We start from the raw sequence: 18,600 nt of genomic DNA on the forward strand, positions 1-18,600 counted from the left end.
TCGCGGCCGGGTGGTCCACGGTACGGCCGGGCCGCGGGCGGTCAGACCGGCTGGGAGATGAGGAAGGCGCAGTCGCCGAAGGAGACCTCGTCGCCGGGGCGCACCTTGGCCGGGCCGACGAGGCGCCACCCGTTGAGCCGGGTGCCGTTGAGCGAGCCGAGGTCGACGACGACCCACTCGTCGTTCTCCCGGCGCAGCTCGGCGTGCACCCGGGAGACGGTGAGGTCGGAGAGCACGAGGTCGCAGTTCGCGCCGCGGCCGACCACGTAGCGGGTGCGCGCGTCGGCGGGCAGCGCGAGACGGGGCAGGCGGGGCCGGCGCCAGGCGGTCTCGATGCGCGTGGTCAGGTCGGACAGCGAGGAGACCGCCTCGGTGATCCGGCGGCGCCAGCGGCCGCGCGGCGGCAGGTCGGCGACGAGCTCCTCCAGCTCGCCGCGGCTCTGGGCGCGCAGCGCCTGGTCCACCCGGCCCAGGAAGGTCTCATGCGATAAGCGGCCCTCCACGGCGCGTTCGCGGAGCTCATTGATCGCACGCTCGCGGTCTCCGTCGGACGCGCGAACGGGAGGAAGCGTCGAGCCCATGTAATGGAGTATCGGGCCGACGAAGCGCACGTGTCCAGATAACGGGGATCTCCGGGCATGTGGTTGCAAATGCATACTCAGTATGCATACTAGGTATGCATGTCGACCAGGCATGCCTTCCTCGCCCTCCTCGCCCAAGGGCCGCGCCACGGCTACCGGCTCCGTGTCGATTTCGAGGCGTCGACGGGGGCGACCCGGCCGCTCAACATCGGCCAGGTCTACACGACGCTCAACCGGCTGGAGCGGGACGGCCTGGTGACGGCGGGCGAGGAGGACGAGCAGGGCCGGGTCGTCTACGCGATCACCGAGGCCGGCCGCAGGGAGCTGGAGCGGTGGTTCGACACCCCCGTGGTGCCCGCCGACCGGCCGCGCGACGAGCTGGTGGTGAAGCTCGCCATGGCGGTCACCACGCCCGGCGTCGACGTCCGGGCGGTGATCCGCAGGCAGCGCACCGCGACCATGCGCCGGCTGCAGGAGCTCACCATGGCCAAGCGCGAGGGCGAGCGCACCGGCCGCCACGGCACCGCGTACCGGCTCGTGCTCGACTCCCTGATCTTCCAGACCGAGGCCGAGCAGCGCTGGCTCGACCACTGCGAGGCGCTGCTGCTCGCCCCCGGTCCGCCGACCCAGAGGCAGACGAACGAGGAGGAGCGATGACGCCCGCACCCGGTCCGCCGGAGTCGCCGCCGCTGCGGCTCACCGAGGTCTCCCGCGTGTACGGCACGGGCGCCACGGCCGTGCCCGCCCTGCGCGGGGTGAGCCTGGACGTCGCCGCGGGCGAGCTCGTCGCGGTGATGGGGCCGTCCGGATCCGGCAAGTCCACGCTGCTCAACCTGGCGGGCGGGCTCGACCGCCCCACCTCCGGCACGGTCACCACCTGCGGCGTCGACCTCGGCACGCTGCGGCCCGCCGAGCTCGCCGCGCTGCGCCGCAGGCACGTCGGCTACGTGTTCCAGGACTTCAACCTGATCCCGTCGCTCACCGCCGCGGAGAACGTCATGCTGCCCCGTGAGCTCGACGGGGTGCGCGCCGCGGCGGCGCGGCGCGAGGCGCTCGCCGCGCTGGAGGAGGTCGGCGTGGCGCACGCCGCCGACCGGTTCCCCGAGGAGCTCTCCGGCGGCGAGCGGCAGCGGGTGGCGATCGCCCGCTCGCTCGTCGGCGAGCGCCGCGTCATCCTCGCGGACGAGCCGACCGGCGCGCTCGACACCCCGGCGGGGGACGAGATCCTGCGGCTGCTGCGCGGCCGCAGCGACGCCGGGGCCGCGGTGCTGCTCGTCACCCACGAGGCGCGGTACGCCGGATGGGCCGACCGCGTGGTGTTCCTGCAGGACGGCACGGTGGCCGACGTCACCGAGGCCACGCCGATCGGGGGCGGGCGGTGAGCGCCCTGCGCGCCGCGTTGCGCCTGGCCTGGCGCGGCATCCGGCGGGAGAAGGGCCGCAGCGCCCTGATCGTCGTGCTGATCGGGCTGCCGGTGCTGGCCGTCACCGCCTTCTTCACGCTGTACGCGACCTATGAACTCGACGCGCGGGAGGCGCTGCCCGGCAGACTCGGGTCGGCGGACGCGCTGATCTGGGCGGTGGGCGACGTGGCCGTGCAGAGCCCGGACGGCAGCGGCTGGAGCTCCTCCGGGCGGGGCGGGCCGCCGCCGGACGAGGACGCGGCGCGAGCGCTGCTGCGCCCCGGCAGCCGGCTGCTGCCCTACCACCGCCGGACCGTCGCGTACCCGGTCGAGCAGGGGCGGATCTTCCTCGACGTGGTGGAGCTGGATCTGCGGGATCCGCTCACCCGGGGCATGGCCAGGCTGCGGCAGGGCCGCCTGCCCGCGGCCCCCGGCGAGGTCGTCGTCTCGGCGGCGATGGCGAGCGAGGGCGTCGGCGTCGGCGACGCCCTGCCGTACCTCGGCGAGCAGGAGAGGGCGCGCGTGGTCGGCGTCCTGGCGCGGTCCCCGGAGTTCCACTCGTACGCGGTGGTGGGCCTGCCGGGCAGCCTGCTGAAGGTCGAGCCGGGCGAGCGGCACTGGCTGGTGGACCACGGCGGCCACCCGGTCACCTGGGAGAACGTGCAGCGCCTCAACAGGGCCGGATTCCACGTGGTGTCCCGCGCGGTCGTGGAGAATCCCCCGCCGGGGCAACCGGTCGACGTGCGGCCCGAGTCGGTCGTGCAGGGGGTGCTCGTCACCACCATGATCGTCCTCGAGGTGGTGCTGGTCGCCGGACCCGCCTTCGCCGTCGGGCTGCGCCGCCGCCGGCGGTGGCTCGCCCAGATCGCGGCGCAGGGCGGCTCGCCGCGGCAGCTGCGCCTCGTCGTGCTCGCCGACGGCCTGCTCCTCGGGGTGGGCGCCGCCCTGCTCGGGCTCGCCGGGGGCGTCGGCGTCGTCGCCGCCGGGATCGCGCTGGTGCGGGCGCTCGACGTGGAGCGGTACGACCTGCCCATCGTCGCGCAGCTCTCCGGCGCCGGGCCGTTCGACGTGCCGTGGACGTTCGTGGTGCCCGTGGCCGTGCTCGGCGCGGCGAGCGGGGTGATCGCGGCCGTGCTGCCCGCGCGGCAGGCGGCCCGGCAGGACGTGGCCGCGGTGCTCGCCGGGCGGGAGACGGCGTTCGCCGAGGGCGCCGCGCCGTACCGGTCGCGGCGCGTGACGCCGGGCGCGCTCCTGGTCGCCGCCGGCGTCGTCGCGACGGTGCTCGCGATCCGGCGGGACAGCCTGGTGTGGATCGCCGCGGCCGCCCTGCTCACCCAGTTCGGGCTGATCGCCCTGACCCCGTGGCTGGTGGCCGCCGCGGGCCGCCTCGCCGGCCGCCTGCCGCTGCCGCTGCGCCTGTCGGTGCGCGACGCCGCCCGCCACCGTACCCGTACGGCCTGCGCGGTCGCGGCGGTGATGACGGCGGCGACCGCGATGTCCGCCACGGCGATCACCCTCACCAGCAAGGACGCGATGCTGCGGGACGGCTACACCGCCGCCGTCCCCGTCGGCACCACGCTCATCGACGGGGAGCGGGTCCCGGAGCAGAGCTGGCCCGAGGTCGTGGCGGCGGTCGGCCGGGTGCTGCCCGGCGTGCGGCCGGTCGAGGTGCACCGCGCCAGGGAGGCCGAGGGCAGGCGGGTCCGCCTCGCCGTCACGGGGGCCGAGTGCGAGATCCGCTGCGGCGAGCACGCCCCCGGCCCGGGGAGCGGCGACCTGCCGATCGGGGACGAGCGGCTGCTGCGGCTCGTCCAGGGCAGGAGCGACCCGGCCGCCGCGGCCGCGTTCGCCGCGGGCAAGGCGGTGGCCTTCGATCGCGGCCTGGTGCGGGACGGCACGCTCACCCTCGACGTGCTCGACGGGCGGAGCCGCAAACGCCGCTCCGTGGCGGTGCCCGCGGTCGTCGCGACCGCGGCGGATCCCCGGCACGCCGTCGCGGTGCTGCCGGAGGCGGCGGTGCGCGCGGCGGGCCTCACCCTGGAGGTACGGCGGCTGCTCGTGGACCCGGCCGAGCGGCGTCTCGACACGGTGGCCGAGGCGCGCCTCGAGCAGGAGCTGAAGACGGTGCACGACGCCGCGTTCGTCCATGTCGAGCGCGGTCACCGGCGGGACATGCGGCCGGTGCTGCAGGTGCTCACCGCGGCCGCGGCGGTGGTGATCCTCGGCGCCACGTTCGCCGTCACCGGCCTCGCCGCGGCCGACCTGCGCCCCGATCTGGCGACGATGGCGGCGGTCGGGGCGGCGCCGCGGCTGCGGCGGCTGGTCGTCGCCGGGCAGGCCCTGGTCATCTCCGGCCTCGGCGCGGCCGTTGGCCTCGCCGCCGGCCTGCTCGCCGGGGCGGCGGCGGTCTGGTCGCTCGCCGCCGGGCCGCAGGGCGCGCAGGTGCGCTACCGCGTCGAGGACGGCTTCCTGACCGCGGTGCCGCCGCACACGCCGCTGCTGGAGGTGCCGTGGCCGTACCTGGCGGCGGTGGTGGCCGGCCTGCCGCTGCTCGCCGCGCTGGTGGCCGGGGCGTTCACCCGCACCCGGTTCACGTTGACGCGCCGCCTGACCTGACCGCCGGGCCGTACGCGCGGCGGTGGGCCGTTCCCCCGCCGCCGCGCCGGTCGCCGCGGGTCAGCGCGGCAGCGTGATGCGGATCTTCGACTGCTTGTGCGGCAGCCGCTCCCAGTCCTCCATGAACGTGGCGTGCAGGCCGTACCTGGCGGCGAGGTCGACGAGGGTCTCGGTGCGGTAGTAGAAGTCCTCGCGCAGCACGTGGTGTTCCTTGCCCTCGGTGCGGTCGAAGGTGAAGTCGAACCAGCCGTCCGGCTTCATGATCCGGCCGACATGCGCGAAGCACTCCTCGATCACCTCGATCGGGGAGTGCGAGAACACGCTGTGCGCGTGCACCACGTCGAAGTACCGGTCGGGCAGGAACGAAAAGCGCAGGTCCTTCACCGGGGTGAGGTACGGCAGCTTGCCCGCGAGGCCGTACTCGACCATGGTGTCCTGGGCCGCGAACAGGATGTCCGGCGAGATGTCGATGCCGTAGTAGTTGCCGGGCTCGAGGTAGTCGATGAACAGCCGCCCGGCCCGCAGGTTGCCGCAGCCGATCTCGAGCATGCGGTGCTCGGGCCGCAGCCCGTGCTTGACCAGATAGTCGAACTGCATCTGGCCGAGCGCGAGCCAGCGCTCGTGCGTCCTGCTGCCCACCGCGCGCTTGGGGTCGCGGGCGGTGTCGTGCCTCATCACCGCCCGGTAGTAGCTGATGTGGTCGGAGGTGCGCAGCCGGAGCCAGGTGTCGCGGGTGAGCCGGCGTAGGTGCGGGATGACGCGTTGCGGGTGGCGTAACGCGTAGCCGATCTGGTAGCCGAGGCTCGTGCGCGTCCTCGCGGGCATGGACGTCCCTCCCGACTCGCTTCCAACGTTGCCCGATCGTAATCAGGCACGGGCCGGACGGACGGTAAGACGCGGCCTGTCAGGCACAGGTTCGCGCGGACGCGAGCCGGGGCGGCCGGGTGCGCGGCGGCGGTCGCCGTGGCCGGGCGGCCGGGTGCGCGGCGGCGGTCGCCGTGGCCGGGCGGCCGGCCGTGCCGTGCGGCGCACGGCCGCGGGGCCGTCCGGCGGGGCGCCGCCGCCGGTCAACGGTCCCGGTCGGGTGACCGGGCGAGGCTCACTCGGCGACGCCCGCGCAGACCACGTGCGCCCCGATCTCGATCATGCGCCGCTCGGTGTGCGCGTCGGCCACCCGCGCCATCAGGACCGGGGCGCCGCTCGCGGCGAGCTGGGGCAGCCGCGCCCGGACGAGGCGGTGCAGGTCCTTGACGATGTCCTCGGCCATCTCCGAGTGCACCTTCACGTGCAGCATGATCCCCTCCGCGCCGGAGATCGTCCTCGCCCCGGAGATCCACACGTGGTGGACGAGCGGGAAGTCGTACAGCAGCTCGGCGAGGGCGAACCGGAGCGCGGGCAGGATCGGGTGGTTGATCCGCTTGTAGCCCGGATCCACCTGCTGCATGGGACCGGACAGGTGCGGCCGGGGCGCGGGCACCCAGGCCTGGAGCGAGCCGGGCGGGGGAGCGGCGGACGCGGCGGGCGGCGCCGCCGGGGCGGGGAACGCGGGCCCCGCGGGCGTCGGCGGGACCGGCGCGGATCCCGGCAGCTCGCGCGCCGGCGGGCCGGGCGGGGCGGCCGGCGGCGCGCCCTGCGCGGTGCCCGGGTAGGCGGACGAGCGCGGGATCGTGGCCATCGCGCCGGTGGCGTAGGCGCGCGGCGCCGTACCGGTGCCGGACTGGGCGGTGCCGGATTGGGCGGTGCCGGTCGGGGTCGCGAGGGCGGGCGACGGAGCCGGCGGATTCACCTCCAGATAGCGCTTGAGGTCCGCGATGGGGATCGCCGCCGCGGCGGGCCCGGCGGCGTCGATGACGATCTCTCGCACCCCGGTGACCCGCTGGATATCGATGATCGTCTGGGCGTCGCACTCCGACAGCCGATGGCTGCCCCGGTGCCGTGCGTAGGTCGCCGGGCTGGTGTAGCCGAGCAGCACGCGCTCACCGGCCTGCGTGGTGCCGAGCACGACCGACCGGTCCGGTCGCACGGCGACCAGGATTCCCCCTTCGGCGAGGGCGGCGAGCAGGCGGTGCGGGCTGCCGTGCTGCGCGAGGACTTCGCCGAGAGCGGGGTTCCCGATGCTCATATGGCGAACGATACGGACAGGAGCATGACCTTAGCAGCGTATTCGCCAAGATTTCGTACCGGCAACACCGAGTTCTCCGGTACGGTTCGGTTGGCGCGTCGGCGGGAGGGCCGCGGGAAGGGGTCCCGACGGTGTCGCGGCGGCCCGCTTCGCCCGCGCGTATGACGACGGTCACAGCGCGGTGACCTGCAGATATGAAGTCGAGTCTCGCATTGCGGACGCTTGTGAGAGCTTTCACATGCGCCCACTAGACTCGTCTGGTGTCCGAGCAGCCGCACAAGCCGAAGGGTCCATTCGTGAACAAGCCCGTCGTACTCGTCGCCGAGGAACTTTCCGAAGCGGGTCTCGCCCTGCTGGGCGCCGACTTCGAGGTACGCCACACCGACGGAGCCGACCGTTCCGCGCTGCTGCCGGCCCTGGCGGAGGCGGACGCGCTCATCGTCCGCAGCGCCACCCAGGTGGACGCCGAGGCGCTCGCGCACGCGCCGCGCCTGCGCGTGGTCGCCCGCGCCGGCGTCGGTCTCGACAATGTGGACGTGGAGGCCGCGACCAAGGCCGGTGTCATGGTCGTGAACGCCCCCACCTCCAACATCGTCAGCGCCGCCGAGCACACGATCGCGCTCATCCTCGCCTGCGCGCGCAACGTCCCCCAGGGCCACGCGGCGCTCAAGGGCGGGGAGTGGAAGCGCTCGAAGTACACCGGCGTGGAGCTCGACCAGAAGACGGTCGGCATCCTCGGGCTCGGCCGCATCGGCCAGCTCGTGGCCCAGCGCCTCGCGCCGTTCGGGGTCGAGCTGATCGCCTACGACCCGTACCTGCAGCCCGCCCGCGCCGCGCAGATCGGCGTGCGCCTCGTCGGGCTGGAGGAGCTGCTGCAGCGCTCCGACTTCATCACCGTTCACCTGCCCAAGACCAAGGAGACGATCGGCCTCATCGGCGACCGCGAGCTGCACATGGTCAAGCCGACCGTGCGCATCATCAACGTCGCCCGGGGCGGCATCGTCGACGAGAACGCGCTGTACGCCGCGATCAAGGAGGGCCGGGTCGCCGGCGCCGCGCTCGACGTGTTCGCCAAGGAGCCGTGCACCGACAGCCCGCTGTTCGAGCTCGACCAGGTCGTGGTCACCCCGCACCTCGGCGCCTCCACCCACGAGGCCCAGGAGAAGGCCGGAACCCAGGTGGCCCGCAGCGTCAAGCTCGCCCTCGCGGGCGAGTTCGTGCCCGACGCGGTGAACGTGCAGGGCGGCCCCGTGGCCGACTACGTCAAGCCGGGCCTGCCGCTCGCCGAGAAGCTGGGCCGGGTGTTCACCGCGCTCGCCGGTGAGGTCGCCACCCGCCTCGACGTGGAGGTCCGCGGCGAGATCGTCCAGCACGACGTGCGGGTGCTCGAGCTCGCCGCGCTCAAGGGCGTGTTCACCGACGTGGTCGAGGAGGCGGTGACCTACGTCAACGCCCCGCTGCTCGCCAAGGACCGCGGGGTGGTCGTCGAGCTGGTCACCAGCGAGGAGAGCGCGGACTGGCGGAACGTGGTCACCGTGCGCGGCGTGCTCGCCGACGGCCGCACGGTCACCGTGTCCGGCACGCTCTCCGGGCCGCGGCAGATCCAGAAGCTGGTGAACGTCAACGGCTTCGACATCGAGATCGAGCCCACCGAGCACCTGGCGTTCTTCACCTACGTCGACCGGCCCGGCATCGTCGGGATCGTCGGCCAGATCCTCGGCGAGCACGGCGTGAACATCGCCTCGATGCAGGTGTCCCGGAACGAGAAGGGCGGCAAGGCGCTCATCGCGCTCACCGTCGACACCGCGATCCCGGACGAGGCGATGGAGCAGATCCTCAGCGGCATCGGCGCCGAGACCGGCCGCCGGGTGGACCTCAGCGAGTGAGGCCCGGCGCCGTCACCGTCCGGTGTCTCAACATGTGAAAAGGCGTGCTACGGGGCGAGACGGCGGTGCCGTCGGCCCGGTAGGCTGACGGGCAGACCGCCGGGGCGCGCCGTCGCCGGCCGTGCGCCCCGTAGCCGTCGTTCTTCGCCGCGCCGTGTGCCGTGCGCCCGGCGCGCCGTCTCGCATCACGGAATTGGGTCCCACCATGTACGACATGTACGCCTGGAGTCGGCAGAACCCGCCCGAGGAGCCGGAGCGGAAGGCCGCCGACGCCGTGCAGGCCGCGCTCGACCGCCGCGACAACGGCGGCGCCGTACCGCCCCGCACCTCCCGGTAAGGGCCGGGACAAGGGATCACACGAGGTCACCACAGGGTTCGGATAAGGTACGGCCATGCTGGACGAACACGGCACGCTCAAGTTGGCGGTCATCCCCGGTGACGGCATCGGCACCGAGGTCGTGGCCGAGGGCCTGAAGGTCCTCGACGCCGCCGGGGTCAAGGCCGAGACCACCACATATGACCTTGGCGCCAAGCGCTACCACGCGACGGGCGAGACCCTGCCCGACTCGGTACTCGAGGAGCTGCGCGGCTACGACGCGATCCTGCTCGGCGCCGTCGGCGACCCGAGCGTGCCGCCCGGCGTACTCGAGCGCGACCTGCTGCTGCGGCTGCGCTTCGAGCTCGACCACTACGTGAACCTGCGCCCGGTCAAGCTCTTCCCCGGCGTGACCACCCCGATCGCCGGGGCCGGACCCGAGGACATCGACATGGTCGTGGTCCGGGAGGGCACCGAGGGCCCGTACGCGGGCGCGGGCGGCGTGCTGCGCCGCGGCACCCCGCACGAGATCGCCACGCAGGAGTCGTTCAACACCGCGTACGGCGTGGCCCGCGTGGTCCGCTACGCGTTCGCCAAGGCCCAGGCCCGGCCGCGCAAGAAGCTCACGCTGGTGCACAAGACCAACGTGCTCACCTACGCCGGTGACCTGTGGATGCGCACGGTGGAGAGCATCGCGCCGGAGTTCCCGGACGTGACCGTCGACTACTGCCACGTCGACGCGGCCTCGATGTTCTTCGTCACCCAGCCGTCGCGCTTCGACGTGATCGTCACCGACAACCTGTTCGGCGACATCCTCACCGACATCGGCGCCGCGATCGCCGGCGGCATCGGCCTGGCGGCGAGCGGCAACGTCAACCCCGAGCGCACCGCGCCGAGCATGTTCGAGCCGGTGCACGGCAGCGCGCCCGACATCGCCGGGCAGGGCAAGGCCGACCCGACCGCCACCGTGCTGTCGGTGGCCATGATGCTCGACCACCTCGGCCTGACCGAGGCCGCCGCCCGGGTGGAGCGCGCCGTCGCGGCCGACCTCGCCGAGCGCGCGGGCGCGGGCACCCGTTCCACGAGCCAGATCGGCGACGACATCGCCAAGCGAGTAGCCGGCTGAACGGGCCGCCACTCGACGATCCTCACGAACGCGCACGGCGGCCGACGCCCCGTGCGCGTTCGTCATGTTCCGGCGCGATCCGCCGGATCCGCATCATCCGCTTGGCGACGCTTTGACGTCGCATTCACTACAGTTTTCACCCGAACCGGCCGCGGCGCACAATGAGATGGGGCGCGACCACCGAAAAGAGAAGGATCCCGTCATGACCACCGCTCACCGCCTTACCTTCGACGTGCAGCTCTCCGACCACGCGCGCACTCCGGAGGAGCGCGAGCGGGTACTGGCGAACCCCGGGTTCGGGCGGCACTTCACCGACCACATGATCGTGATCGAGTGGACCGAGGGGCGTGGCTGGCACGACGCGCGGCTCGTGCCGTACCAGCCGCTCACCCTGGATCCGGCGACGTCGGTGTTCCACTACGGGCAGGAGCTGTTCGAGGGGCTGAAGGCGTACCGGCAGGCGAACGGCTCGATCGTGATGTTCCGCCCGTACGCGAACGCGGCCCGGTTCAACAGCTCGGCGCGCCGCATGGCCATGCCCGAGCTGCCCGAGGACGTGTTCGTCGAGTCGCTCGAGCTGCTCGTGCAGACCGACAAGGAGTGGGTGCCGACCACCGAGGGGCACAGCCTCTACCTGCGCCCCTTCATGATCGCCACGGAGGTCGGGCTCGGGGTCAACCACCCGTCGAAGAGCTACAAGTACATCGTGATCGCCTCCCCGGCCGCGTCGTACTTCGCCGGCGGGATCAAGCCGGTCACGGTGTGGCTGTCGAAGGAGTACACCCGTGCCGCGCCCGGCGGCACCGGGTTCGCCAAGTGCGGTGGCAACTACGGGGCCGCGTTCGTCGCCCAGCAGCAGGCCGTGGAGAACGGCTGCGACCAGGTGGTCTGGCTCGACGCCTTCGAGCACCGCTGGGTCGAGGAGATGGGCGGCATGAACCTGTTCTTCGTGTTCGGCGACCGGCTGGTCACGCCCGCCCTCACCGGCACGCTGCTGCCCGGCGTCACCCGCGACTCGCTGCTCAAGCTCGCCGGCGACCTCGGCTACCTCGCCGAGGAGGGCAAGATCTCGGTCGACCTGTGGCGGGCCGGCTGCGAGTCCGGCGAGCTCACCGAGGTGTTCGCCTGCGGCACCGCCGCGGTGATCACCCCGGTCGGCGCGGTGAAGGACGAGACCGGCGGCTGGACGATCGGCGACGGCACGCCCGGCCCGGTCACCATGCGGCTGCGCGAGGAGCTCGTCGGCATCCAGTACGGCACCCGCCCGGACACCCGGGACTGGGTGCACAAGGTCTGCTGACCGTCCTTGGCGCGTTCCCGCACGTCCTGCGCGGCCTCCCCGTTCGACGAGCGGTGCCGCCGAGGTGCCCGGGGCGCCCGCGATGGCGCCTCCGGGCCGCGGCGGTCAGCGCTTGCGGATCAGGGTGAGCCCGTCCGCCAGCGGCAGCAGGATCACGGTGACCCGCTCGTCGGCGATCACGTGGTCGTTGAACGCGCGGGTGACGCGCACCAGCTCGTCGTCGTCGGCCGGGTCGGCGACCCGGCCGCGGCGCAGCGTGTTGTCCGCGACGATCAGCCCGCCCGGCACGAGCCGGGACATGATCAGCTCGTAGTAGTCGACGTACCCGGGCTTGTCCGCGTCGATGAAGGCGAAGTCGATCGACTCGGTCTCCGGCAGCTCGGCGAGGGTCTGCCTCGCCGGGCCGAGCCGCAGCTCGATCCGGTCCGCGAGGCCCGCCCGCGCCCAGTACTCGCGCGCGATCGCGGTCCACTCCTCGCTCACGTCGAAGCAGGTGAGCCGGCCGCCGGGGGCGAGCCCGCGGGCGATGCAGATCGACGAGTAGCCGGTGAACGTGCCCACCTCCACCGCGTTCCGCGCGCCCATGAGCTGGGCGAGCATGGTGAGCAGCGGGCCCTGCTCGGGCGCGATCTGCAGTCCCGCGTGGTCGCCGGTGAGCTCCACGGTCCGCTCGGCGAGTTCCGCCAGCAGCGGATCCGGCGGCGTGGTGTGCTCCAGGGCGTAGCGGGCGACGTGTTCGGCCATGTACGCGGATGCCTTCATGCGGGCCATTCTCGCCGAGCCGGGTGAACTCGCCACGCCGGCACGGCGGGTTGGTGTGCGGAGCACTCCGGACGTGTGGCAAACTGGCAGACGCAATGCGCTACGGTCTGCTGATTATCGGCAGGCGCGCCGGCACTTAGCACAGGACAATCGCCGGCGCGCAGACCTCTCACGTCCGTGAGGGGTCTTTTGTTTTGGGCCGAAAGACCGCGCGCGGGCGAGCCGTACCGCCCCTGAGGAGAGAACGGACACCATGGCCGACGATCGGTTTCACGTCTACGACACCACGCTTCGCGACGGCGCCCAGCAGGAGGGCCTCAACCTCAGCGTCGCCGACAAGCTCGCCATCGCGCGGCACCTGGACAGCCTGGGGGTCGGCTTCATCGAGGGCGGCTGGCCGGGGGCGAACCCCAAGGACACCGAGTTCTTCCGGCGGGCTCGGACCGAGCTCGACCTGAAGCACGCGCAGCTCGCCGCGTTCGGCGCGACCCGCCGGCCCGGCGTGAAGGCGGCCGATGACCCCCTGGTCGCCGCACTGCGCGAATCCGAGGCGCCGGTCGTGACGCTCGTCGCCAAGAGCCACGACCGGCACGTGGAGCTGGCCCTCCGCACGACGCTCGAGGAGAACCTCGCGATGATCCGCGACACCGTCTCCCACCTGCGTGCGGAGGGCCGGCGCGTCTTCCTCGACGCCGAGCACTTCTTCGACGGCTACAAGGCGAACCCGGCGTACGCGCTCGAGGTGGTGCGCACCGCCGCGGAGGCCGGGGCCGACGTCATCGCGCTCTGCGACACCAACGGCGGCATGCTCCCCGACGAGCTCGGCGAGGTGGTCGAGGCCGTCGTGGCCACCGGGGCGCGCATCGGCATCCACTGCCACGACGACACCGGCTGCGCGGTGGCGAACACCCTCGCCGCGGTCCGCGCCGGGGCCACCCACGTCCAGGGCTGCGCCAACGGGTACGGCGAGCGCTCGGGCAACGCCAACCTGTTCACCGTGGTGGCGAACCTCCAGCTCAAGCGGGGCTTCGACCTCGTGCCGCCGGAGGCGCTGGCGGACATGACCCGCATCGCGCACGCCATCTCCGAGGTGACGAACGTCACCCCGAACTCGCACCAGCCGTACGTCGGGGTGTCGGCATTCGCCCACAAGGCCGGCCTGCACGCCTCGGCGATCAAGGTGGACCCCAACCTCTACCAGCACATCGACCCGGCGCTCGTCGGCAACGACATGCGCATGCTCGTCTCCGACATGGCCGGGCGGGCCTCGGTGGAGCTCAAGGGCCGCGAGCTCGGCTACAAGCTCGACGGCGACCAGGCCCGGGCGCTCGTGGAGCGGGTGAAGGAGCTGGAGGCCCGCGGGCACACCTTCGAGGCCGCGGACGCCTCCTTCGAGCTGCTGCTGCGCGACACCGTGCACGGCGAGCGGCGGCGGCACTTCACCGTCGAGTCCTGGCGGGTCATCATCGAGCGCCGCCCCACCGGCGAGGTGGTGAGCGAGGCGACGGTGAAGCTGCACGCCAAGGGCGAGCGCATCGTCGCCACCGGCGAGGGCAACGGGCCGGTGAACGCGCTCGACCGCGCGGTCCGGCTCGCCCTGGAGCGGCTCTTCCCCGAGCTCGCCGAGCTCGAGCTCATCGACTTCAAGGTGCGCATCCTCGAGGGCACCCACGGCACCGGCGCGGTCACCCGGGTGCTCGTCACCTCCAGCGACCGGGAGGGCGAGTGGTCCACGGTCGGCGTCGACGAGAACATCATCGCCGCCTCCTGGGACGCCCTCGAGCAGGCCGTCACCTTCGGCCTGCTGCGCGCCGGCCGGGAGCCCCAGGAGGTCGCGCCGGTGCTCGGCTAGGCGAGGCCGCCGGACGCGGCCGCGCGGAAGGTGACGGTGCCCTCCGGGGTCTGCACCGTCACCTTCCCACCCGAGCAGGACACCTCGGGCTCGGCGGTGCCGGGCACGATCACCGTGAGCAGGGCGCTCGCCGCGGGGGAGACCACGGCGGGCGCCTTCTCCCTGCGCATGTAGCCCGGGGAGACCCAGCCCTGGTACGGGTTGGTCCGGCCGATCACCACCTGCTGGCCGCCGATCGGCCTGCAGGACGGCATGGCGAGCTGCACCAGGCTCGCCCGCCAGCCCTTGGCGCCGTTCTCGCCGACCACGACGTGGCCGCCCCGGTTGGAGATGACCTTCAGGTCGGCGGGGAAGTGCCACAGGTTGCGGATGCGCGCGCCCTTGGCGGCGGTGTCGAGGACGGCCATCACGTCCCGGTCGTGGTTGACCAGCACCGACCGGGTGCGGCGCACGCCGTACGCGGTGTCGGACAGCTTGTACGTCTGACGCCCGTCGCCGATCTTGTACGCGTCGAGCCGGCTCGCCGTACGCGGCCGGAAGCGCTTGCCCGCCACCACCGGCACGTTGTGCGCCTCCGGGGACATGGTCCAGTACCGGTAGGCGGTCTTCTCGTAGGAGTGGAAGCCGACGTCGACGAGCACGTCCCGGCCCTGGGCGTAGTAGGTGACGCCGAGGTGGTCCTCGTGGCCGTGGTACTTCAGGCCGGGGCCGAACCGGATCGAGTAGTACGCCGCCTCGGGGTCGTCCCAGGCGGTGCGGCCGAACACGTACCCGGCGCGGCGGAACACCTTGACCGGCTTCTCCCGCTTCGCCTTCTTGGTGCTCTGCTTGCCGGTCGCGTCCTTCTCCGCCTCGTCGGGGGTGAACCCGGTGGGCCGCACGTCCGGGCCGCCGTCGCCGATCGGCACCATGTACCCGTTCGGCTGGGTGGCGTGCACGATGTAGGAGGCGAGCCGGTCGTACCGGCGCCGCATCTCGCCCGGCACCTTCATCCCGCACTCGGTGATCTTCTCCATCGCGGTCGTCATGCGCTGGTGCACGTAGACGCCGTACCGCGGCGCCTGCTCCTGCAGCGCGCCGTCGGAGTCGATGGCGAGCCTCGCCGAGGAGTTCATCCGCTTCACCGCGAGCCTGCTCCAGGAGCGCTCGCCGAGGCGGCAGCCGATGCTGAGCAGGCCGATGTCCTGGTCGAGGCCGTGGTTGTGGCCCTTCTCATACAGGGCCGGGTTGGCGAGCACCTTCGCGTGCTCGCGCAGGCTGCGGGTGAGCCAGTCCGCCTTCACGTGCCGGCTCAGGCAGACCAGGGCGGGGGCGCGCAGCGCCACCGGGTGCTCCTCCCAGGCGTACCGGTTGGTGCGCCGCCCGCCGCGCGGGTTGTCCTTCACCCAGTCCTTGGCGACCTCCACCGCGCGGTCGAGGTACCTGCGGTCACCGGTGGTCTCGTACTCGGCGACGAGCCGGGCCATCCAGCGCAGCGAGTGGAACACCATCGCCCACGAGCGGTTGCGGTGGGGGTTGGTGTGCCAGTTCACGTCGCGGCCGATGCGGACCGGGGGGAGGTCGACGAACTCGAGCCGGCCCGCCATGATGTCCGCCGCCGTCGGCGTGGCGGGCAGCCAGTCGCCCTGGCAGTCGCCGGTGCGCTTGCTCTCGGGCGCCGTCGTGGGCGCCGCGTGCGCGGCCGGGACGACCGCGCCGGCCGCGAGCAGGACCGACAACAGAGCGATGCCTCGTGTGCGGGCGCGCACGCCTTCCTCCCCGAGCAGAACGAGAGCCCGTGCCGGCGTGGGGTTCCGGCACGAGCTCGCAAGCCGGTCATATGGACCGAATCACACCAGGTGCTCAGGGCACAGGCGTCACAATCCGCACATTTGTTATCGGAGCTTTGACGGATTGCGTCCTATGACGCGTCGTATGTCCCGTACGGCGGAGCGTCACTCGCCCCCGGTTTTCGGCCCGGCGCTCTGCACCACCTCGAAGGACCAGATCTCGGAGGCGCTCGCCGCGGGCCCGCCCTGCCCGTGGCCGTGCCCCTGCCCCTGTCCCTGTCCCTGCCCTTGTCCGTGGCCCGCCTGCGCCCGGTCGGCGGACGCCTGGGCGTGCCCGGCCTGGAACGCCCGGCTGCTCAGCCACCGCTGGTAGTCCTCCTCGCTGCGCCAGCGGGTGTAGACGAGGTAGCGGTCGGTGCCCTCGACCGGCCGCAGCAGCTCGAACCACTCGAAGCCGTCGGAGGACTCGACCATGCCGGCCCGGTTGGCGAACCGCTTCTCCAGCTCCTCGCGCATCTCCGGCGGCACGGTCAGCACGTTGATCTTCACTACGGACATGTCTCGATCCTCTCACCGCGCCCTGCCCGTGGCACGGACGACGTGCCCTGCGACGCGGCGCAGGCCACGCCGTACGCCGGCCGTCCACAGGCGCCCGCCCGGCTGCCACCCCCAGGTGCGGTACGGCACTAGCCTTGTGGTGTGCGCATCGCGAGGTATACCAAGGACGGTGAGGTCGCCTTCGGCGTGATCGAGGGGGCGCGCGGCGAGGAGGTCGTCGCGCGGATCGACGGGCACCCGTTCGGCACCATCCGGTTCACCGGGGAGCGTCACCCCCTCAAGGACGTGCGGCTCGTCGCCCCGTTGCTCCCGACGAAGATCATCGCCATCGGGCGGAACTACGCGGCCCACGCGGCGGAGCTCGGCAACGAGGTGCCCGAGGAGCCGCTCATGTTCCTCAAGCCGTCCAGCTCGGTGATCGGCCCCGGCGAGGGCATCGTCTACCCGGCCAAGCTCTCCGAGCGCGTGGACTTCGAGGGCGAGCTCGCCGTCGTGATCGGCCGGCTGTGCCGGGACGTGCCCGCCGAGCGCGCCAACGAGGTCATCTTCGGCTACACCTGCGCCAACGACGTCACCGCGCGGGACCTGCAGAACAAGGACGGCCAGTGGACCCGGGCCAAGGGCTTCGACACCTTCTGCCCGCTCGGCCCGTGGATCCAGACCGAGCTCGACCCGTCCGACCTGGCGATCACCACCAGCGTCAACGGCGAGCTGCGGCAGAGCGCCCGCACCTCCCAGCTCATCCACGACATCCCGAAGCTGATCGCCCACGTCAGCGCGGTGATGACCCTCATCCCCGGTGACGTCATCCTCACCGGCACGCCGGAGGGGGTCGGCCCGCTGCAGGTCGGGGACGAGGTCAGCGTCGGCATCGAAGGCATCGGAACTCTCACCAACCGGGTGATCTCACGTGACTGAACTGCGCGTACGCTTCGCGCCCTCGCCCACCGGCATGTTCCACGTCGGCGGGGCCCGCTCCGCCCTGTTCAACTGGGCGCTCGCCGTACAGGCCGGCGGACGGTTCATCCTGCGCATCGAGGACACCGACCAGGCGCGGAACCGGCCGGAGTGGACCGAGGGCATCATCTCGGCGCTCGCCTGGCTCGGCATCGGCTCCGACTCGCCGTACTTCGAGGGGCCGTACTTCCAGTCCGACTACGCCGAGCAGCACCGGGCCGCGGTGGCGAAGCTGCTCGCCGACGGCCGCGCCTACCACTGCGACTGCACGCGCGAGGACGTCAAGGAGCGCACCGGGTCGGAGTTCAAGGGGTACGACGGCTACTGCCGGGACCGCGGGCTCACCTCGGGCGCGGTGCGGTTCCGCACCCCCGACGAGGGCGTGACCGTGGTCGAGGACAAGGTCCGCGGCCGGGTGGAGTTCGCCAACGACTCGATCGAGGACTTCGCCATCGCGCGCACCGACGGCTCGCCGCTGTTCGTGCTCGCCAACGTCGTCGACGACATGGAGATGCGCGTCACCCACGTGGTGCGCGGCGACGAGCACCTGGCGAACACCCCCAAGCAGCAGCTGCTGTGGGAGGCGCTCGGCGCCACCCCGCCGGTGTGGGCGCACGTGCCGGTGCTCGTCAACGAGAAGCGGCAGAAGCTGTCGAAGCGGCGGGACAAGGTCGCGCTCGAGTCCTACCGGGACGAGGGCTACCTCGCCGAGGCGATGATCAACTACCTCATGCTGCTCGGCTGGGGCCCCGGCGGCGACCGCGAGATCATGCCGTGGTCCGAGATGGTGCGGCTGTTCCGGCTCGAGGACGTCAACCCGTCGCCCGCGTTCTTCGACGAGAAGAAGCTGCGCGCGTTCAACGGCGAGTACATCCGCGCGCTGCCGGTCGACGAGTTCGCCGAGCGCTGCCTGCCGTGGGTGCGGCCGATCCCCGGCTTCGACGTCGAGGTGTTCCGCAAGGTCGCCCCGCTGGTGCAGACCCGGGTCGCGGTGCTCTCCGAGGTGCCCGGGTACGTGGACTTCCTGTTCCTCGCCGAGCCGGTGTTCGACCAGGGCTCGTGGGACAAGGGCATGAAGCACGAGGCGGCCCCGGACATCCTCGAGGCGTACGCCGAGCGGCTCGCCACCGTGGAGTGGAACCCGGACGCGCTCAAGGCCGCGCTCGAGGAGGTCGGCGCGGCGCACGGGCTGAAGCTGGGCAAGGCCCAGGCGCCGGTGCGCGTGGCGATCACCGGCCGCACGGTCGGGCTGCCGCTGTTCGAGTCGATCGAGGTGCTCGGCCGGGAGCGCTCGCTCGCCCGGGTCAAGGCCGCCCTGGAGCGGCTGCGCGCCCAGCGGGCCTCCTGACGGGC

The 18,600-nt window shown here is 72.7% G+C and carries 16 protein-coding genes; 10 read left to right on the top strand and 6 right to left on the bottom strand.

The window, feature by feature from the left end:
* Positions 1-41: 41 nt before the first annotated feature.
* Positions 42-581, bottom strand: a complete 540-nt coding sequence (locus FHX40_RS03220) for a DUF1707 and FHA domain-containing protein (RefSeq protein ID WP_142258226.1) — start codon at positions 579-581, stop codon at positions 42-44.
* 99 nt (positions 582-680) lie between these two features.
* On the opposite strand from FHX40_RS03220, the gene FHX40_RS03225 reads away from it, so the two are divergent.
* From FHX40_RS03225 to FHX40_RS03235, 3 genes are read left to right on the top strand one after another with little or no spacing between them, the layout of a single operon-like run.
* Positions 681-1,238 (top strand): PadR family transcriptional regulator, encoded by a 558-nt coding sequence (locus FHX40_RS03225; protein WP_142258227.1) that lies wholly within the window; start codon positions 681-683, stop codon positions 1,236-1,238.
* The gene (locus FHX40_RS03230; RefSeq protein ID WP_142258228.1) at positions 1,235-1,963 is read left to right on the top strand and encodes an ABC transporter ATP-binding protein; all 729 of its coding nucleotides are present in this window, start codon (positions 1,235-1,237) and stop codon (positions 1,961-1,963) included. Before FHX40_RS03225 ends, FHX40_RS03230 begins: the two co-directional genes overlap by 4 nt.
* The gene (locus FHX40_RS03235) at positions 1,960-4,599 is read left to right on the top strand and encodes an FtsX-like permease family protein (protein ID WP_142258229.1); all 2,640 of its coding nucleotides are present in this window, start codon (positions 1,960-1,962) and stop codon (positions 4,597-4,599) included. Before FHX40_RS03230 ends, FHX40_RS03235 begins: the two co-directional genes overlap by 4 nt.
* Before the next feature lie 60 nt (positions 4,600-4,659).
* Here FHX40_RS03235 and FHX40_RS03240 read toward each other — a convergent pair whose 3' ends face one another.
* Both FHX40_RS03240 and FHX40_RS03245 read right to left on the bottom strand, forming a co-directional pair.
* Positions 4,660-5,424 (bottom strand): class I SAM-dependent methyltransferase, encoded by a 765-nt coding sequence (locus FHX40_RS03240; protein WP_142258230.1) that lies wholly within the window; start codon positions 5,422-5,424, stop codon positions 4,660-4,662.
* A gap of 274 nt (positions 5,425-5,698) precedes the next feature.
* On the bottom strand, positions 5,699-6,721 hold the full coding sequence (locus FHX40_RS03245) for a hypothetical protein (protein WP_142258231.1): 1,023 nt from the start codon (positions 6,719-6,721) through the stop codon (positions 5,699-5,701).
* A 296-nt stretch (positions 6,722-7,017) separates the two neighbouring features.
* On the opposite strand from FHX40_RS03245, the gene serA reads away from it, so the two are divergent.
* From serA to FHX40_RS03260, 4 genes are all read left to right on the top strand, one after another.
* Positions 7,018-8,607 (top strand): phosphoglycerate dehydrogenase, encoded by a 1,590-nt coding sequence (serA, locus tag FHX40_RS03250; protein WP_142261509.1) that lies wholly within the window; start codon positions 7,018-7,020, stop codon positions 8,605-8,607.
* Between the two features lie 193 nt (positions 8,608-8,800).
* Positions 8,801-8,944 carry a hypothetical protein gene (locus tag FHX40_RS24895; protein WP_170198651.1) on the top strand — a complete coding sequence of 48 codons (144 nt, stop codon included), beginning with the start codon at positions 8,801-8,803 and terminating at the stop codon, positions 8,942-8,944.
* Positions 8,945-8,999: 55 nt separating this feature from the next.
* Positions 9,000-10,049 (top strand): 3-isopropylmalate dehydrogenase, encoded by a 1,050-nt coding sequence (locus FHX40_RS03255; protein ID WP_142258232.1) that lies wholly within the window; start codon positions 9,000-9,002, stop codon positions 10,047-10,049.
* Positions 10,050-10,251: 202 nt separating this feature from the next.
* Positions 10,252-11,349: a branched-chain amino acid aminotransferase gene (locus FHX40_RS03260; RefSeq protein WP_142258233.1), complete on the top strand. Its 1,098-nt coding sequence runs from the start codon at positions 10,252-10,254 to the stop codon at positions 11,347-11,349.
* Positions 11,350-11,454: 105 nt separating this feature from the next.
* On the opposite strand, the gene FHX40_RS03265 is transcribed toward FHX40_RS03260, so the two are convergent.
* Entirely contained in the window at positions 11,455-12,111 is a 657-nt protein-coding gene (locus tag FHX40_RS03265; protein ID WP_142258234.1) for an O-methyltransferase, read from the bottom strand.
* A gap of 253 nt (positions 12,112-12,364) precedes the next feature.
* Here FHX40_RS03265 and cimA point away from each other — a divergent pair, with 253 nt between their 5' ends.
* Positions 12,365-13,963 carry a citramalate synthase gene (gene cimA / locus FHX40_RS03270; RefSeq protein WP_142258235.1) on the top strand — a complete coding sequence of 533 codons (1,599 nt, stop codon included), beginning with the start codon at positions 12,365-12,367 and terminating at the stop codon, positions 13,961-13,963.
* Here the strand turns inward: cimA and FHX40_RS03275 are convergent.
* A complete protein-coding gene (locus tag FHX40_RS03275; RefSeq protein WP_142258236.1) occupies positions 13,960-15,711 on the bottom strand; it encodes a heparinase II/III family protein in 1,752 nt (583 codons plus the stop codon). The genes cimA and FHX40_RS03275 overlap by 4 nt on opposite strands.
* Before the next feature lie 186 nt (positions 15,712-15,897).
* Complete coding sequence (locus FHX40_RS03280; RefSeq protein WP_142258237.1) at positions 15,898-16,290, bottom strand: antibiotic biosynthesis monooxygenase family protein; 393 nt, start codon at positions 16,288-16,290, stop codon at positions 15,898-15,900.
* A 141-nt stretch (positions 16,291-16,431) separates the two neighbouring features.
* Here FHX40_RS03280 and FHX40_RS03285 point away from each other — a divergent pair, with 141 nt between their 5' ends.
* The gene (locus tag FHX40_RS03285) at positions 16,432-17,208 is read left to right on the top strand and encodes a fumarylacetoacetate hydrolase family protein (RefSeq protein ID WP_142258238.1); all 777 of its coding nucleotides are present in this window, start codon (positions 16,432-16,434) and stop codon (positions 17,206-17,208) included.
* Positions 17,201-18,595, top strand: coding sequence for a glutamate--tRNA ligase (gltX, locus tag FHX40_RS03290; protein WP_142258239.1), 1,395 nt, complete (start codon positions 17,201-17,203; stop codon positions 18,593-18,595). Before FHX40_RS03285 ends, gltX begins: the two co-directional genes overlap by 8 nt.
* The last annotated feature ends 5 nt before the right edge of the window (positions 18,596-18,600 follow it).

The organism is Thermopolyspora flexuosa, assembly GCF_006716785.1.
GTDB classification, from domain to species: Bacteria; Actinomycetota; Actinomycetes; order Streptosporangiales; family Streptosporangiaceae; genus Thermopolyspora; species Thermopolyspora flexuosa.

What these genes read in the sequence shown, in the direction of transcription:
- FHX40_RS03220 (WP_142258226.1), bottom strand. Translation starts at nt 581, where the DNA reads ATGGGCTCGACGCTTCCTCCCGTTCGCGCGTCCGACGGAGACCGCGAG.
- FHX40_RS03225 (WP_142258227.1), top strand. Translation starts at nt 681, where the DNA reads ATGTCGACCAGGCATGCCTTCCTCGCCCTCCTCGCCCAAGGGCCGCGC.
- FHX40_RS03230 (WP_142258228.1), top strand. Translation starts at nt 1,235, where the DNA reads ATGACGCCCGCACCCGGTCCGCCGGAGTCGCCGCCGCTGCGGCTCACC.
- FHX40_RS03240 (WP_142258230.1), bottom strand. Translation starts at nt 5,424, where the DNA reads ATGCCCGCGAGGACGCGCACGAGCCTCGGCTACCAGATCGGCTACGCG.
- FHX40_RS03245 (WP_142258231.1), bottom strand. Translation starts at nt 6,721, where the DNA reads ATGAGCATCGGGAACCCCGCTCTCGGCGAAGTCCTCGCGCAGCACGGC.
- FHX40_RS03255 (WP_142258232.1), top strand. Translation starts at nt 9,000, where the DNA reads ATGCTGGACGAACACGGCACGCTCAAGTTGGCGGTCATCCCCGGTGAC.
- FHX40_RS03260 (WP_142258233.1), top strand. Translation starts at nt 10,252, where the DNA reads ATGACCACCGCTCACCGCCTTACCTTCGACGTGCAGCTCTCCGACCAC.
- FHX40_RS03265 (WP_142258234.1), bottom strand. Translation starts at nt 12,111, where the DNA reads ATGAAGGCATCCGCGTACATGGCCGAACACGTCGCCCGCTACGCCCTG.
- cimA (WP_142258235.1), top strand. Translation starts at nt 12,365, where the DNA reads ATGGCCGACGATCGGTTTCACGTCTACGACACCACGCTTCGCGACGGC.
- FHX40_RS03280 (WP_142258237.1), bottom strand. Translation starts at nt 16,290, where the DNA reads ATGTCCGTAGTGAAGATCAACGTGCTGACCGTGCCGCCGGAGATGCGC.